The organism is Catenulispora pinisilvae, assembly GCF_015356865.1.
Classification (GTDB): Bacteria; Actinomycetota; Actinomycetes; order Streptomycetales; family Catenulisporaceae; genus Catenulispora; species Catenulispora pinisilvae.
In genome coordinates this window covers 1-14521 of the sequence record NZ_JAAFZA010000021.1, presented here as the reverse complement: position 1 = coordinate 14521, position 14521 = coordinate 1, and the positions used below count along the sequence as shown (strand labels likewise).

Here is a 14521-nt window from a genome sequence, read left to right as displayed (position 1 = left end):
TCAGGGGACGATGACGTTCGTCGTCCACTGCTTCTCATCGAGACCGAGCAAAGTGAGGAGTTTGAGCAGTCCCTTCGGCCCGCCGACCTCGTTGAGCCCCGCGACCTTGCCCGCCAGCTCCACGCAGGCGTCCAGACCCGCCGAGGTCTTGCACTTGTCATCCTTCGTTTTGCTCACCGAGCCGTGCGGGCCGACCTCGATGGTGACTGTCCCCACGTCTGAATCGAAGGTGAGCAGGGCGCTCCAGGTTCCCGGCGCCCCGTCGCCGAATGCGGCCGGGCGCCACAGGAAAGCCTTGTCCGGCTGGAAGTTCGCCGGAAGTCCGGCCACGGAGAACGGCATGGGAACCGGCACTGGAGTGTCATTCACCTGCGTTGCTATGCGCAGCAGCGTCGCCTGCCATTGCGCCGAGACCGGGACGGAGGTCGGCGGAGCGTTGTCGGCAGAGGCCGCCGAGTTCAGCGGTACTCCGCTGATCTTGGCAACGCTGGCGGGGGACTCGTTCCAGTTGACATCCCAAGCCAGCGCGAACCACCGGCCTTCCTTCGAGGGGAAGCGCAACTGGAAGAACCCCGCGAACTGACCCTGATTCCCGGATTGCGTGACCCAGTACGCCTTGCGCCCATCGTCGAGAGTCACCGGGATCATGCGCTCGTGGGCGTTCGGTCCGCCGGGGCCGTCGCCGGGAAGCGGCTGGAGATCGACGCGGGGCGCGCCCTCAGGCGACTTGTTCCCCTGCGCGACGACATCACTGTCCTCGCGCTTGATCGGGGCCTCGTAGCTCACGTTCGGCAGCGAGTCGGGCAGCCATCCGAAGTCGGCGTACTTGACCAGCGGATCGGCGCCGATTCCGGATCTGGGCGCCGCGGCGGCCGCGATCGCCGATGGCGCCGACGGAGCGAACGCCGCCACGATCCCGAAAACCGCCGCCACCGCGAGTACGCCGCTGCCCCCGACCGCCGAGGCCCGAGTCGCCAGCACCCGCCGTCGGCCCACGGCCGCCACCCGAGCCGGATCGAACGGGCTCGGCGGTGCCGGGGCGTCGGCCAGGTCTGTCAGCCGGGAGCTCAGAGCGTGAAGGTCGTTTCCGGTGAAGTCGCCTGCGTGCAGTTCGTCGTTCACAGTCCTTGCCCTTCCGTAGTGTCACCGGCCGCGGATTCCAAACGGACCCGTAGCGTCCTCAGGCCGTGCCAGGTCTGGCTTTTGACGTTGCCCGTCGAGCACTGCAAGATCTCAGCGGTCTGATCCACCGACAGGTCGCAGTAGTAACGCAGCACCACGGCCGCACGCTGCTTCGGCGGCAGCGCCGCGAGCGCGGCCCGCAGGTCCAGCGCCGCGTCCAGGTCCAGCGCCGTCACCGACCGGGCGTCGGCCAGCACCTCCGGGTCCGGCTCCCGCTCGTGGTTGATGACGCGCTGCCACCAGGGCCCGCGTTGTTCGGCCAGGAACACGTTGATCAGCGTGCGGCGCGCGTAGCCGTCGACGTTCTCGACCTGTCCGGCCCGGTGCCAGCCGGTATAGAGCTTGAGCATGCTGGCCTGGACGAGGTCGTCCGCGCGGTGCCAGTCCCCGCACAGCAGATACGCGACCTTGCGCAGCCACGGAGCGCGTGCCCTGGCGAATTCGGTGAACTCGGCGTCCCGCACCAGTTCCCCCACAGCCATCCCCCTCTCGATCACAGCATGGATGCACACTGCCAGATCACTAATGCGTGGGCCCGTGCTGTGGGTTGCATCGCGTGGACCGACTTCTTCACAGTCGCGGCGGCGGTTGTACGCTGACCCCTGTGACGAACCGAGGAGCGACCGCCGCGAGCCTGCTCGCCGCCTTCGCCACGCTCCTGGTGCTGTTCGGCGGGCAGAACACCGCCGTCTTGGTCGCGTCGGCCTCCGCCCTGGCGTTGCTCGCCGCCGCACTGCGGCGCAGCGCGTTCTCGGTGCTGATGGCCGGGACCGCGGTGGCCGCGCAGACTGCCGCCGCCGCGCGATCCTCGTTGCGCGACACGGCGTTCCTGCCGCAACGCGACCCCGATGCGGCCGGCAAGCCCCATCCCCGACCGCCGGGATCGAACCCCGCGACCGTCTGACCGGCCGCCGCGCAGATCCGCAATCGCTGATCTCCTACGGGGGATCTGCAATCGCTGATCCGCTACTGGTGATCCGCAATAGCTGATCCGATATCGCTGATCCGCTACTGGTCATCTGCTATCGCTGATCCGATATCGCTGATCTGCCACCGCCGACCCGCGGCCATGCCGGCACGGTCCATCTCGCCGATCTCATCCATCCGCAAGATGCCCGAAGGGGTTCGCCATGCCGTTCTACTCCCTGCTCACCCCGGCCATCGTCGCCGCCTACCACGCCGTCACCGGCCTGTCCGTCGTGCTGGTCCCGGTGCTCGGCGGCCTCGGCCCGGCCGTCGCGATCGTCGTGTTCACCGCTGCCGTCCGGCTCTGTCTGCACCCGCTGAACCGGGCCCAGATGACGGCGCAACTGTCCGCACAGAAGGCCCGCGCCGCGCTCGCCCCGGCCGTGCAGAAGCTCCAGCGCAAGTACAAGAACGACCCGCTGCGCGCCCAGCGCGAGACCGTCGAGTTGTACCGGGCCAACGGTGTGAAGCTGGCGCCCGGCATCGGGCTCGGGCTGGTGCAGATCCCGGTGTTTATCGTCGTGTACCGGCTGTTCGTCTCGCCGACCATCGGCGGGCACCACAACGGGCTGCTCAGCGACCAGCTGTTCGGGGTCGGCCTCGGCTCCCACTTCCGGGACGTCTTCAGCGGGTCGTCAGTGGCGCTCGGGCACGTCGCGGTGTTCGTGGCGCTGATCGCGGCGCTCGCGGTCCTGGCCACGTGGTCCTCGCGCCGGATGCGGGGGAGTGCCGCGCTCGACGCAGTCCCGGCGACCGGTACAAGTACCCCCGCCCCCGGCGTCACCAAGCTGATGTCCCTGCTGCCCTACTTCTCAGTCCTCGGGGCCGTCGTACTCCCGGTCGCCAGCAGCCTCTACGTCGCGACCACGACCCTGTGGACCCTCGTAGAGCGGCGCCGCATGGTGCAGCCCGCTCAGTCCTGAATCACCCACTGGCTGCCGTCGATCAGCTCCCGCACCACATCCAGATGCCCGGCGTGCGCCGCGGTCTCGGTGATGTGGTGCAGGACGATCTGCCGCACCGAGTCCAGCCGCCACGTGCCGAACACGTACTCCGGCCACCACGTCGGGGCGGCGTCCAGATCGCACTCGGCCAGCACCGCGTCGGAGCGTCCGGCCTCCGCGCGGTAGCGGGCGAACACCTCCTCGGCCGGCAGGTCCGCGTCGAGCTGCCAGCCGCCGGGCTCCCGGCGCTCCACGGCGTCGATGACCTCCTGGTCGCGGGCGATGACGCCGCGGAACCAGAAGCGCTCGTCGTCATATGTGAGATGGCTCACCAGCGCCAGGCAGGTCCAGCCGGACGGCAGGATCGGGCGACGCAGCGTCTCGGCGTCCAGGCCTTCCAGGGCGCCGAGGACGTGTTCGCGCTGGATACGCAGGTAGCGGAGCAGGTTCGCGCGTTCGTCGGTCACCCCGCGCATTGTTCGCTACCCGGCGTGACCTTGCCAAGTGGAAACGATTTTCATATGCTTCCGGCTGTCGGGACTTGAAAACGGTTTTCATCATCAAGCTCATGAACTGAGCCTGCACATAGAGGGGGCCTCCATGGACGGGAGTCTGAAGCGCGCGGCCGGCGGCCTGCTGGCGGTCGGCGTGGCCGTGGCGCTGACCGCGGGGTGCTCGACCAAGTCGACGGCCAAGCCCGCCGCCGTGGTGGTCCCGGGCGGCCAGACGACCGGGTCCACCACGAAGATCACGGTGGTCGCCGCCGAGAACTTCTGGGGCTCGATCGCGCTCCAGCTCGGCGGGACGCACGTGGCCGAGACGTCGATCATCACCAACCCGGACACCGACCCGCACTCCTATGAGGCCACCCCGAACGACGCCAAGCTCATCGCCGGCGCGCAGCTGTTCATCCAGAACGGCATCGGCTACGACACCTCCTGGGCCCCCAAGCTGGTCTCGGCCAACCCGGCGTCCGGCCGTGACGTCCTGACCGTCGGCGACGTGGTCGGTCTCAAGGACGGCGACAACCCGCACCAGTGGTACTCCCACGACAGCGTCTACAAGGTCATCGACGCCATCGTCGCGGAGTACAAGAAGCTGGACCCGGCCGACGCCGCGTACTTCGACACCCAGAAGCAGACCTTCGAGAACACCACGCTGGCCGGTTACAACCAGCTGGAGTCCGAGATCAAGACCCAGTACGCCGGCACCCCGATCGGCGCCTCGGAGTCCATCGTCTCGCCGCTGGCCGACACCCTCGGCCTGAAGATGCTGACGCCGTACTCGTTCCTGAAGGACATCTCCGAGGGCAACGACCCCTCGGTGGCGGACAAGACCGCGATCGACAGCCAGATCAAGGGCAAGCAGATCAAGGTCTACGTCTACAACTCGCAGAACTCGACGCCGGACATCTCGGCTCAGGTCAACGAGGCCAAGGCCGCCGGGATCCCGGTGACCACCGTGACCGAGACCCTCGCACCGGCGTCCGCTACCTTCCAGGACTGGATGGTCGGCGAATTGCAGGGGCTGAAGGCGGCACTGGCCCAGGCGACGGGCCACTGACGCCCTGGCGGAAGCAAGCAGGCGACGGCGGCGTTGGCAGCCGACGGGCCCAGGAGAGCGGTGGAGACGATGACGGCGGTGGACGCAGTGGATGCGGTGAATGCGGTGAATACGGATTCTGAGGCGGCGGCCGCGCTGCTGGACGGCGCGAGCCGGGTGTGCAACGCGGGCAACGAACCGGTGGCGGTCGTGGAACTGCGCGGCGCCTCGGCGTCGGTCGCGGGCCGCACCTTGTGGGGCGGCGTCGATCTGACGGTCGAGTGCGGCGAGTTCGTGGCCGTCCTGGGTCCGAACGGCGTCGGAAAGTCAACGCTGGTCAAGGTTCTGCTCGGGGTGCTGCCCGCGGCCACCGGCGAGGTCCGGGTCCTGGGCCACCGCCCCGGCACCGCCGGCGCCCAGATCGGCTACCTGCCCCAGCGCCGCTCCTTCGACGCCTCGCTGCGCATCCGCGGCATCGACGTCGTCCGCCTGGGCCTGGACGGCGACCGCTGGGGCATCCCGCTGCCGGGCACCGGCCGGTTCGGCGGCGCCAAGCGGCGGGAAGCCGAGGCCCGGGTCCGCGAGGCGATCGAACTGGTCGGCGCGTCCGCCTACGCGCACCGGGCGATCGGCGAGTGCTCCGGCGGCGAGCAGCAGCGGCTGCTGATCGCCCAGGCGCTGGTCCGCAAGCCCCGGCTGCTGGTGCTGGACGAGCCGCTGGACTCCCTCGACCTGCCGAATCAGGCCTCTGTCGCGGCCCTGATCGGCCGGATATCGCGCTCGGAGGACGTGGCCGTGGTGATGGTCGCGCACGACGTGAACCCGATCCTGCCCTACCTCGACCGGGTCGTGTACCTGGCCGACGGCGGCGCGGCCTCCGGCACGCCGGAGGAGGTCATCACCACCGAGACCCTGTCCAAGCTGTTCCGCACCCCGGTCGAGGTGCTGCGGGCCTCCGACGGCCGGCTGGTCGTGGTCGGCGGCCCGGAGGCGCCGGTGATGCACTCCGATCGGCACGCCGGCGCGCTCGTCGGCGGCGACCGGCGGGCCACGGATGGTCGGGTCACGGATGGTCGTGCCGCGGATGGTCGCGCCATGGACCGCCGTGTCGCGGATGGTCGTGCCATGGACCGCCGCGCCACCGACCGCCGTCCGGCCGGATCGGAGGCCGACGATGCCCGCTGACTCCGGCCTGTCCTGGAACCTGCTCTCCGACATCGACCAGATGTGGAAGCTGGACTCGATGGTGAACGCCTACCGGGCCGGCACGATCGTCGCCGTCCTGGCGGCCGTCGTCGGCTGGTTCGTGGTGCTGCGGCGTCAGACCTTCGTCGCGCACACCGTCTCCCTCGCCGGCTTCCCCGGCGCCGCGGCCGCGGTCTTCCTCGGCGTGAGCGCCTCGTGGGGCTACTTCGGGTTCTGCATCGGGGCGGCGGCGGTGATCGCGGCCCTGGCCCGCAGCGGCAAGGGCGGGATGGCCGAGGAGTCCGCGCTGACCGGCATAGTGCAGTCCTTCACACTGGCCTGCGGGATGCTGTTCGTCGCGCTCTACAAGGGTTTCCTCAACGGGGTCAACTCCCTGCTGTTCGGCAGCTTCCTCGGCGTCACGCCCGGCGACATCGCGGTGCTCGCCGTCGTCGCGGTCGTGGTGCTGCTGGCCATGGCGCTGATCGGACGCCCGCTGCTGTTCGCCTCGGTCGACCCGGCCGTCGCCGACGCGCGTGGCGTCCCGTCCCGCACGCTCAGCTTGCTGTTCCTGGTGCTGCTCGGCGCCACCGCCGCCGAGGTCTCGCAGATCACCGGCTCGCTGCTGGTGTTCGCGCTGTTGGTGATGCCGGCGGCCACGGCGCAGCGGATCACCGCGCGGCCCGGCCGCAGCCTGGTCCTGTCCGTCGTGTTCGCGTTGGCCGTGACGTGGTTCGGCTTGGGGGCGGCGTACTTCTCGCCGTACCCGATCGGCTTCTGGATCACCACTTTCGCGTTCGGTTGCTACCTCTTGGCCAACCTCTACGGGTTCGCGGCGCGATGGCGCGGAGCCGGACGTCGGCAGGTCGCAGAAGCCTTGGGGGTCTCATGAGCATGTTCAGCCATCCGTTCATGGTCTACGCGCTGCTCGGCGGAACCGGCATCGCGGCGGCCTGCGGGGCGGTCGGATTCTTCCTCGTGCTGCGGGCGCAGGTGTTCACCGGCGACGCCTTGTCGCACGTGGCGTTCACCGGCGCGCTCGCCGCCCTGGCGTTCGGCATCGACCTGCGGGTCGGCCTGTTCGCCGCGACGATCGCGGTCGCGCTGCTGCTCGGCGCGCTCGGCCGGCGCGGCCGGGCCGACGACGTGGTGATCGGCAACGTCTTCGCCTGGATCCTCGGGCTCGGGGTCTTCTTCCTGACGGTGTACACGACCAACCGTTCCGGGGCCGGCAACGGCTCGGCGACGATCAACGTGCTGTTCGGCTCGATCCTGGGCCTGTCGTCCTCGCAGGCCCAGACCGCGCTGTGGATCGGCGTCGGCGTGCTCGCGGCGCTGGTGTTCATCGCGCGGCCGCTGCTGTTCGCGACGCTGGACGAGGCCGTGGCCGCCGCCCGCGGCGTGCCGGTCCGGGTGCTGGGCTTCGTGTTCCTGGCGCTGGTCGGCGCGGCCACCGCCGAGGCCACGCAGGCCGTCGGGGCGTTGCTGCTACTCGGATTGGTCGCGGCGCCGGCCGGCACCGCGCTGGTGCTGACCGACCGGCCGTTCCGGGGCCTGGGCCTCGCGATCGCGCTGGCCGTGGGGGAGATGTGGGCCGGACTGACGCTGGCCTACTTCGTGCCGCGCATGCCGCCCAGCTTCTCGATCACCGCGGTCGCCACGGCCGTCTACGCGGCGGCCATGATCTATCGGTGGTCCAGCCGGCGCCGCGCGGCGGTGCGTTCCGCGGCGACCGCTGCGGCCCCGGTGCACATCCGGGTTGCGGAACCGGTCGCCACCGCGGACACCGTCTCCGTCTGACGGGGCGCGCGCCGCCGTGCCCGGTTACGTCACCCGGCAACGCCAGATCATCGCCGAATGCCTCACCGGCCACGCGGAGTTCATCACGGTGCAGGACCTGCACCACCTGATGCGCTCCGCGGGCCATCGGATCGGCTTGTCTACGGTCTATCGCACGCTCGGTGCTTTGGTGGCCGCCGGGGCGGCCGACACGTTCCGCGACACCTCTGGAGTGCAGCACTATCGGGCTCGGACTACTGGCGACCATCGGCACTACTTGGTGTGCCGGGAGTGCGGGATCGGAGAGCCGGTCGCCTCCGACGTCGTCGAGCGTTGGGCTGAGGACACGGCGCGGCGGCTCGGATTCGCCGAGGTCGCGCATGTTGTCGAGTTGTCAGGGGTCTGCCGAACATGTCAGAAACCTGACGGCTTCTAGCTACTGCTTCTAGCTACTGCTTCTAGCTACTGCTTCTAGCTACTGCCTCTAGCTACTGGCTCTGGCTACTGTGGCTACAGTCCGCGCGCCAGCTCCCGAATCACCTCAGCCGCCGGGCCTTCCTTCGCCGCGCGAAACCCGGTGCCGGCCCACAGATGCAGCCGGTCCGCGTCACCCGCCTTCGCAGCAGCCTGACGCAGGGGACGCGTCAGGTGGTGGAGCGCCGGGTAGCCGTAGGGAGCCGTGGACTCGTGCCGGTCGATGAAACCGTTGTGGAGCCCGCGTGCGGGGCGCCCGGTGAAGGCGTGGGTGATGACCGTCTCGGTGAAGGCCGGGTCGGCGAGCGCGTCCTTGTGGGTCTGCGAGGCGCCGGACTCGTCGGTGCGTAGGAGCAGCGTTCCCACCGCGACCGCTTCGGCGCCGGCCGCTAGGAGAACTCTGACATCCTCGGCGCGCGCCACCCCGCCTCCGACCACGACCGGCAGCTCCACGGCCGCCCGTACTTCGCGCACCAGGTCCGGCGCGCTGACCGATGTGAGCGTCCGCAGCGGATCGTAGGTCCCGCTGTGCCCGCCGGCTGCGGGAGCCTGGACCACGAGTCCGTCGACTCCGGCGTCCCGCGCGATCTTCGCCTCGGCGGCTGTCGTCACGGTCGCCAGCACCCGGCTGCCGACCCGGCGCAGCGCCGCGATGTCGCGCACGTCCGGCAAGCCGAACGTCAGCGACACCACCGGCACCGGCTCGGCCAGGAGGAGCGCGAGCTTGTCAGGCCACTCATCGTCGTCGTCCACGACCGGCTGCGGGTCCAGCTCCAGCCCGTACTGAGCGGCCTCGGGTGCCAACTCCGCGGCGTAGGCGCGGAACGCCGCGGCGTCCACGGCATCCGTTCCCGGCACGAACAGGTTCACGCCGAACGTCCCGCTCCCGCCGAGTTCCCGAACCTGCCGGACTTCCGCAGCCAGCGCCTCGGCTTTCTTGTAGCCGCCTGCCAGAAACGGGAACGCCCCGGCCCCCTGCATCGCGCCCACGAGCGCGACCGTAGTCGGCCCACCCGCCATCGGCGCGGCCACGATCGGCAGTTCGGACTCCAGAAACCCGGTCATGGGTAATGCCTACCTGACTTCCGCTCGCCGAGCCATCCGGGCGAGTACCGCCAGCACTATTACGCACAACACCGCAGCTCCCCAGGCGAAGTACTGCACCGCTGTGAGCAACCCCACTCGCGTCGCGACGAAGCCGACTCCGACCACCGGCACGCCGACTCCCAGATACAGGATCACGAAGAAGCTCGACATCACGTCCGCACGCCGGTCCGCCGGCGCCGCGCTGTTGATCGCCGTCAGCCCGCCGAGGAACGTCAGCCCCTGCCCGACGCCGGCCACCACGGTCGCGCCGAGCAGCAGCGCCAGCGACGACACGTTGCCCGCCACCGCGAGCGAGGCCAGCCCGATCGCCAGCAACGGCAGTCCGGCGATCTCCAGCCCGCGCGCCGAACGGCCGTAGCCGAGTACCTGCGCGGTCGCCGAGCAGGCGAGCATCAGGGCCACCGCCGCGCCGCCGAGGAACAGGTTCTTGCTGCCGGACAGCGTCGCGACGTAGGTCGGGATCAGGGTGAGGAACAGCCCGACGACGGCGAACGCCGCGAAGCACGCCGTCCCGCTGGTCGCGAACTCCGAGCGCAGCGCCGCCGGGATCTCCGGGCGCCGCGGACGCCAGCGCGTGCGGGCCTGGTGCGCGGGCAGCGACAGGACCAGCGCCATGGCCGGGACCAACAGCACGATCTCCAGTACGAACGGGAACACCCGCGGCGCCGGTGCGTATTGCGCCAGGAAACCCGCCAGCAGCGGCCCGAGCCCGAGGCCGCCGGCCGTGGCCACCGTCGACACCAACGCCGCCTTGCGCCGGTCGCCGTTGGGTTCGAGCCCGGTCAGCGTCGCGGTCAACGGCCCGGTCGCCGCGCCGATCGCGACACCTTGCAGGATGCGCCCGGCGAACAACCACCCGGTGCCGGACGCGAACGCGAACACCAGCGCTCCGCCCGCCGCCACGACCAGGGCCGGCACCAGCATCACGCGATAGCCGACGGCGTCCGCGGCCGGGCCGACCACGAGGAGCGAGGGAATCAGGACCGCGACATACGCGGTGAAGATCAGCGTCAGGGTCAGCGGCGAGAAGCCGAAGCGGGCCTCGTAGCCCTTGTAGAGCGGGGTCGGCAGGTTCGTGCCGGTGAGGAGGATCAGGAACGTGTAGGCCGTTCCCCAGAAGCGGATCCGCTGACCTGTCGCTGATAGCCCGGGCGGGCCTTCGACGCGGGCTGGACCTGGATCCTCGCTGTCGGATGGCGGCGGCCCGTCGTGTGCGGCAGCGGTAGTAGCGGTGCCGGTTGCGGCGGTTGCGGTGGTAGCGGTGGTAGCGGTGGCAAGGCGATCGGGCGCCATGAGTCCTCCCGGGGCGGCATGTTCGGTAATCTCGAACATAGCAGATGTTCGGGAAACGCGAACATGATGCTCTAGACTGGACCCATGGCCAGTCGCACCGCCACCGAACTCATCCACCCGGACCGCACCGAGCTGCGCTTCACCGCGGTCTTGGCGGCGTTGAGCGACCCCATGCGGCTGGCGATCGTCGCCCGCCTGGCCGACGTCGAACCGGACGGCGAGCTGGCTTGCGGCGTGTTCCAGCTGCCGGTGAGCAAGTCCACGCAGAGCGGCCACTTCCGGACGCTCCGCGAAGCCGGTGTCATCCGGCAGCGCGACGAGGGGACGCGCCGGCTGAACCGGTTGCGGCGCCAGGATCTGGACGAGCTGTTCCCAGGGCTGCTCGATCTGGCGATCCCGCAGGGACGCGCGGTCATGGCCGGTTTCTGATACCTACACACCCCAGCATCTTTCGCCCCCGCATCCAGCTCCGCGTTGGTCAGGCCTTTGTCGTGCGGTAGGTCGCGATGAGGCGGATCGCGCCATCGAGGGCACGGCGAAGCGGCAGCGGGTCGCGGCGGGCCTGCGAGAGGACGAGCCCGCCCTGGAGGCTGGCGAGCGTAGAGGCCGCGAGCCAGTCTGCGTCGGCGTCAGCCTGAAGCTCGCCGGACGCGACCATGGCGGCGAGTCCGGCTCGGATGCTGGCCTCCCAGCGGTCGAAGCCATCGGAGAGGACCACCCGGATCTCGTCGTCGCGCTCGCCGAGTTGGCCGAGGAGGTTGGCGATCGGACAGCCCCCCACCCCGCCGCGCTCCTCTTGCAGGGCTACCAGCGCGTCGGTCCAACGCACCAGGCCCGGCCACGTGCCGAGGCCGGCGAAGAGATCGTCTTGCGCGCCGAGCACCGCGTCGTTGGTCGACTCGGCGACCGCGCGCAGCAGGTCGGATTTGTCGTCGAAGTAGTGGTAGAGCTGGCTGCGCGAGGCGGCGGCGCGTTCGCCGACCTCGTCCAGGCTCGCCCCGAGCGCCCCCTTCTGCGCGACGACCTCGGCCGCGGCGGTCACGATGCGCTCGCGGGTCCGGCGCCCCCGCTCGGTTGTCGGCTGTACTCCCATGCCTGGAGTATCCCACCGACTGGACTTGACAGTCCACTCCGGGTCGGTCAGGGTGGAAGTAGTGGACTACGCAGTCCACTAGCGTCGCTGACGTCACCAGCGGCAGCAACGTCACTAACGCCAGCAACGCGTCACTAACGCCAGCAACGCCAGCAACGTCACCAACGTCACCAACGGCTCCGTCACGCCGAGCCCTTGCCGACCCATGGAGGTCCGATGTCCGCCACCATCAGCGAACAGTCCGGTCAGATCAAGGCCGCCTCGGCCGAGCGACTCCCCGGCGAGGTGGTCGCGACCTTCGAGCGCAGCGTCGCGGACCTACTCGAGACCGGGATCCCCGCCGACGCGGTCAAGGTGGGCGACCGGCTGGAGCCGTTCACGCTCGACGACGCCACCGGCGCCTCCGTCAGCCTCGATGAGCTCGTCGCGGCCGGCCCCGCGGTGATCGTGTTCTACCGTGGCGGCTGGTGCCCCTACTGCAACGTGGCGCTGCGCACCTACCAGCGCGAGCTGCTCCCCGAGCTCGCCGCGTTCGGCGCCCGGCTGGTGGCCATCAGCCCTCAGACACCCGATGAATCCCTGTCCACCGTCGAGAAGGCGGAGCTGGCCTTCACGGTGCTCTCCGACCCCGGCAGCCGCGTGGCCCAGAGCCTCGGAATCGCTTTCCGGCAGCCCGACGAAGTCCTCGCCGCCCAGCTCAAGCTGGGCCTGGACCTGGCCGCGGTCAACGCCGAAGGCTCGGTCAATCTGCCCCGCCCGACCGTGCTGATCGTCGACCAGGACCGAACCGCGCGGTTCGTCGACATCCAGCCTGACTACACCGCTCGCACCGAGGTCGCCGAGGTCCTCGCTGCGCTTAACAGCCTCTGAACCGACATGAGCTGACGGGCATTTGCCCGGCCGGGCAGGCTTCAGGCCGCTGTTTCAGGCTGCCGTTTCCTGCCCGGCGCCCCCTTACTCACCACCCAGAAAACGCGTCGGCAACGCGGTCTCCTCAACCACGCCGTCCGCACCGCGCCGCACCGAGAACGCCTCGGCCCCCGGCCGATCCGCGACGGCCTCCGCCAACTCCTCGTCCACGTAGTGCAGCCCGACCCCGTCGTCGCACGCGAACCCGTCCGGCAGCGCGCCCTCGGCGACGAGCCGGTGGAACAGCGGGCGGCGCCGGGCCTCGGAGGCGTAGTGCGGGCAGTACGAGCCCTTCAGGAACCCGAGTCCGTCGGTGAACGGCCGCAGTTCCGGGCCGAACGAGTCCGTGGTCCCGCCCTCGAACCAGCAGATCCCGCCGGCGCTGGAGCCGAGCAGTACCACGCCGGCTTCCCAGGCCTTGCGGAACACCTGGTCCAGGCCGTGCACGCGCCACACCGCCAGCATGTTGGCCACGCTGCCGCCGCCGACCCACACCACGTCCTGGGACAGCAGCAGGTCTTCGGGGTCTGCGACGTTCGGCATCGGGAACAGGGCCAGATGGCGCACGTCCGCCGGGGCGCCGGCGAGGCGGTCGTAGAAGCGCAGAGTGGTGGCCGGGTTGTCGCCTTCGGCGGTGTTCAGCACACACATCTTCGGCCGGGTCTTGCCGCTGAGCCGCCACGCCAGCTCGAAGTAGAGCGGAACGTCCTCGCGCGGCATCAGGGCGCCGCCGCCGATCGCCAGGATGTGCTTCCGTCCGTCTGCTGCCATGGCATCGACGGTAGCGCACGGGCGCATGGGGGCGACGCGCTGGCGCGTGGGCGCACTGGCTCCAGTTGCACAGACGCCGCCACCGAGGCAGGCTGGCCCGGCAATGCGGTGCTGCCGTCCGGATCCTCAAGGACGGCACGCCGTTCCTCACGCTCAACCCGACCCCGGATCCGGCGTCGGCGATAATTTGGTGTCTATGGACGAGATCGACGTTGCGGAGCTGGCCTTGAGTCTTCCGGACATTGACCCTTCGCAGCCCAGTCCGGCTCGCATTTACGACTTCTGGCTGGGCGGCAGCCAGAACTTCGAGGCCGACCGGGAGGCCGGACGGCGGGCCGCCGAGGCCATGCCGACCCTGGTCGGCGCTATCCGCGCCAACCGCGCCTTCCTCGGCCGCGTGGTGCGCCGCCTGGCCGAGTCCGAAGGCATCAGTCAGTTCCTGGACCTGGGCTCCGGTGTGCCGACCGTGGGCAACGTCCACGAAGTCGCGATGGAGACGAATCCCGAGGCGCGCGTGGTCTACGTCGACGTGGACCAGGTCGCCATCGCCCACGCCCGAGCCCTGCTGACCGACGTCCCCAACACCGTCGCGATCCTGGCCGACCTCCGCCGCCCCGAGAGCGTGCTGGCCCACCCGCTGCTCCAACAGACGCTGGACATGTCGCAGCCGATCGCGGTGCTGATGAACGCGGTCCTGCACTTCGTCCCGGACAGCGAGAACCCGGCCGGCATCGTCGCTGCCTACGTCGCCGCCACCGCCCCGGGCAGCTACCTGGCACTGTCCCACGCAGCCCCGGACCTGGCCCACCCCGGCGAGCAGCAGCAGATGCTCGACGACTACCAGCGCTCCACCCGAGTCCCCTTCATCAACCGCGAGCCCGAGGTGGTCGCGGGCTGGCTGGCCGATCTGGAGATCCAGCCCCCGGGCCTGGTGACGGTCGACCAGTGGGAGCCCGAGCCGAACGCCACCGAGACGCCGATCCTGCGCACCTACGGGGTCCTGGCCCGCAAGCCGCTGTCAGGACACGAAGACGGAAGCACCGGCTGAGCGGTATTGGCTGGGCGGTACAGGCTGGGCGGTACAGGCTGACCAGTACAGGCTGAGCAGTACAGGCTGAGCAGCCGCACCCGGGGGAGATAGCCTGCCGTCATGTTGCGTCCTGCAAGCTGTCCCAGACCGGCGGGTGTGAGTCCCGCCTGGGTAAGCACCGGAGCGCCCAGTAGCAGGCCCTGGTTCGTCGGAGAGATCTGGCGGGCTGAGCGGGGTGTCGAAAGC

At 70.1% G+C, this 14521-nt stretch carries 17 protein-coding genes; 10 read left to right on the top strand and 7 right to left on the bottom strand.

What is annotated here, in order from left to right; translation table 11 throughout:
* Entirely contained in the window at nucleotides 1–1122 is a 1122-nt protein-coding gene (locus tag IZR01_RS08420) for a hypothetical protein (RefSeq protein ID WP_194923494.1), read from the bottom strand.
* Nucleotides 1119–1664: a SigE family RNA polymerase sigma factor gene (locus tag IZR01_RS08415; protein ID WP_194923493.1), complete on the bottom strand. Its 546-nt coding sequence runs from the start codon at nucleotides 1662–1664 to the stop codon at nucleotides 1119–1121. Before IZR01_RS08415 ends, IZR01_RS08420 begins: the two co-directional genes overlap by 4 nt.
* Before the next feature lie 122 nt (nucleotides 1665–1786).
* Here IZR01_RS08415 and IZR01_RS53045 point away from each other — a divergent pair, with 122 nt between their 5' ends.
* Together IZR01_RS53045 and IZR01_RS08405 are read left to right on the top strand one after the other, a co-directional pair.
* Nucleotides 1787–2086 carry a DUF6412 domain-containing protein gene (locus tag IZR01_RS53045; protein WP_194894443.1) on the top strand — a complete coding sequence of 100 codons (300 nt, stop codon included), beginning with the start codon at nucleotides 1787–1789 and terminating at the stop codon, nucleotides 2084–2086.
* Between the two features lie 226 nt (nucleotides 2087–2312).
* Nucleotides 2313–3071, top strand: coding sequence for a YidC/Oxa1 family membrane protein insertase (locus tag IZR01_RS08405; RefSeq protein ID WP_194923492.1), 759 nt, complete (start codon nucleotides 2313–2315; stop codon nucleotides 3069–3071).
* Here IZR01_RS08405 and IZR01_RS08400 read toward each other — a convergent pair.
* Nucleotides 3062–3559, bottom strand: a complete 498-nt coding sequence (locus IZR01_RS08400; protein WP_438939692.1) for a DinB family protein — start codon at nucleotides 3557–3559, stop codon at nucleotides 3062–3064. The two genes, IZR01_RS08405 and IZR01_RS08400, sit on opposite strands and share 10 nt — an antisense overlap.
* Before the next feature lie 133 nt (nucleotides 3560–3692).
* On the opposite strand from IZR01_RS08400, the gene IZR01_RS08395 reads away from it, so the two are divergent.
* From IZR01_RS08395 to IZR01_RS08375, 5 genes are all read left to right on the top strand, one after another.
* Complete coding sequence (locus IZR01_RS08395) at nucleotides 3693–4655, top strand: metal ABC transporter solute-binding protein, Zn/Mn family (protein ID WP_194923490.1); 963 nt, start codon at nucleotides 3693–3695, stop codon at nucleotides 4653–4655.
* Nucleotides 4656–4724: 69 nt separating this feature from the next.
* Nucleotides 4725–5819: a metal ABC transporter ATP-binding protein gene (locus tag IZR01_RS08390; protein ID WP_228559060.1), complete on the top strand. Its 1095-nt coding sequence runs from the start codon at nucleotides 4725–4727 to the stop codon at nucleotides 5817–5819.
* A complete protein-coding gene (locus tag IZR01_RS08385) occupies nucleotides 5809–6711 on the top strand; it encodes a metal ABC transporter permease (RefSeq protein ID WP_194894446.1) in 903 nt (300 codons plus the stop codon). The genes IZR01_RS08390 and IZR01_RS08385 overlap by 11 nt, the downstream gene beginning before the upstream one ends.
* On the top strand, nucleotides 6708–7619 hold the full coding sequence (locus IZR01_RS08380) for a metal ABC transporter permease (RefSeq protein WP_194923489.1): 912 nt from the start codon (nucleotides 6708–6710) through the stop codon (nucleotides 7617–7619). The genes IZR01_RS08385 and IZR01_RS08380 overlap by 4 nt, the downstream gene beginning before the upstream one ends.
* Nucleotides 7620–7635: 16 nt before the next feature.
* Nucleotides 7636–8034, top strand: coding sequence for a Fur family transcriptional regulator (locus tag IZR01_RS08375; protein ID WP_323746948.1), 399 nt, complete (start codon nucleotides 7636–7638; stop codon nucleotides 8032–8034).
* A 74-nt stretch (nucleotides 8035–8108) separates the two neighbouring features.
* On the opposite strand, the gene IZR01_RS08370 is transcribed toward IZR01_RS08375, so the two are convergent.
* A complete protein-coding gene (locus IZR01_RS08370) occupies nucleotides 8109–9137 on the bottom strand; it encodes an NAD(P)H-dependent flavin oxidoreductase (protein WP_194923487.1) in 1029 nt (342 codons plus the stop codon).
* Between the two features lie 9 nt (nucleotides 9138–9146).
* Nucleotides 9147–10472: an MFS transporter gene (locus IZR01_RS08365; protein WP_228559052.1), complete on the bottom strand. Its 1326-nt coding sequence runs from the start codon at nucleotides 10470–10472 to the stop codon at nucleotides 9147–9149.
* Nucleotides 10473–10556: 84 nt separating this feature from the next.
* Here IZR01_RS08365 and IZR01_RS08360 point away from each other — a divergent pair, with 84 nt between their 5' ends.
* Entirely contained in the window at nucleotides 10557–10901 is a 345-nt protein-coding gene (locus tag IZR01_RS08360) for an ArsR/SmtB family transcription factor (protein ID WP_194923486.1), read from the top strand.
* A gap of 49 nt (nucleotides 10902–10950) precedes the next feature.
* Here the strand turns inward: IZR01_RS08360 and IZR01_RS08355 are convergent, their stop codons facing one another.
* Entirely contained in the window at nucleotides 10951–11565 is a 615-nt protein-coding gene (locus tag IZR01_RS08355; protein ID WP_194894453.1) for a TetR/AcrR family transcriptional regulator, read from the bottom strand.
* A 216-nt stretch (nucleotides 11566–11781) separates the two neighbouring features.
* On the opposite strand from IZR01_RS08355, the gene IZR01_RS08350 reads away from it, so the two are divergent.
* Nucleotides 11782–12435 (top strand): peroxiredoxin-like family protein, encoded by a 654-nt coding sequence (locus IZR01_RS08350; RefSeq protein WP_194923485.1) that lies wholly within the window; start codon nucleotides 11782–11784, stop codon nucleotides 12433–12435.
* Between the two features lie 84 nt (nucleotides 12436–12519).
* On the opposite strand, the gene IZR01_RS08345 is transcribed toward IZR01_RS08350, so the two are convergent.
* Complete coding sequence (locus IZR01_RS08345; protein WP_194894455.1) at nucleotides 12520–13245, bottom strand: Type 1 glutamine amidotransferase-like domain-containing protein; 726 nt, start codon at nucleotides 13243–13245, stop codon at nucleotides 12520–12522.
* A gap of 196 nt (nucleotides 13246–13441) precedes the next feature.
* Between IZR01_RS08345 and IZR01_RS08340 the strand changes: the two genes are divergently transcribed.
* Nucleotides 13442–14293, top strand: a complete 852-nt coding sequence (locus IZR01_RS08340; protein ID WP_194923484.1) for an SAM-dependent methyltransferase — start codon at nucleotides 13442–13444, stop codon at nucleotides 14291–14293.
* Nucleotides 14294–14521 lie beyond the last annotated feature (228 nt).

What these genes read in the sequence shown, in the direction of transcription:
- IZR01_RS08350 (WP_194923485.1), top strand. Translation starts at nt 11,782, where the DNA reads ATGTCCGCCACCATCAGCGAACAGTCCGGTCAGATCAAGGCCGCCTCG.
- IZR01_RS08340 (WP_194923484.1), top strand. Translation starts at nt 13,442, where the DNA reads ATGGACGAGATCGACGTTGCGGAGCTGGCCTTGAGTCTTCCGGACATT.
- IZR01_RS08365 (WP_228559052.1), bottom strand. Translation starts at nt 10,472, where the DNA reads ATGGCGCCCGATCGCCTTGCCACCGCTACCACCGCTACCACCGCAACC.
- IZR01_RS08390 (WP_228559060.1), top strand. Translation starts at nt 4,725, where the DNA reads ATGACGGCGGTGGACGCAGTGGATGCGGTGAATGCGGTGAATACGGAT.
- IZR01_RS08345 (WP_194894455.1), bottom strand. Translation starts at nt 13,245, where the DNA reads ATGGCAGCAGACGGACGGAAGCACATCCTGGCGATCGGCGGCGGCGCC.
- IZR01_RS08385 (WP_194894446.1), top strand. Translation starts at nt 5,809, where the DNA reads ATGCCCGCTGACTCCGGCCTGTCCTGGAACCTGCTCTCCGACATCGAC.
- IZR01_RS08360 (WP_194923486.1), top strand. Translation starts at nt 10,557, where the DNA reads ATGGCCAGTCGCACCGCCACCGAACTCATCCACCCGGACCGCACCGAG.
- IZR01_RS08395 (WP_194923490.1), top strand. Translation starts at nt 3,693, where the DNA reads ATGGACGGGAGTCTGAAGCGCGCGGCCGGCGGCCTGCTGGCGGTCGGC.
- IZR01_RS08355 (WP_194894453.1), bottom strand. Translation starts at nt 11,565, where the DNA reads ATGGGAGTACAGCCGACAACCGAGCGGGGGCGCCGGACCCGCGAGCGC.
- IZR01_RS08380 (WP_194923489.1), top strand. Translation starts at nt 6,708, where the DNA reads ATGAGCATGTTCAGCCATCCGTTCATGGTCTACGCGCTGCTCGGCGGA.
- IZR01_RS08415 (WP_194923493.1), bottom strand. Translation starts at nt 1,664, where the DNA reads ATGGCTGTGGGGGAACTGGTGCGGGACGCCGAGTTCACCGAATTCGCC.
- IZR01_RS08405 (WP_194923492.1), top strand. Translation starts at nt 2,313, where the DNA reads ATGCCGTTCTACTCCCTGCTCACCCCGGCCATCGTCGCCGCCTACCAC.
- IZR01_RS08370 (WP_194923487.1), bottom strand. Translation starts at nt 9,137, where the DNA reads ATGACCGGGTTTCTGGAGTCCGAACTGCCGATCGTGGCCGCGCCGATG.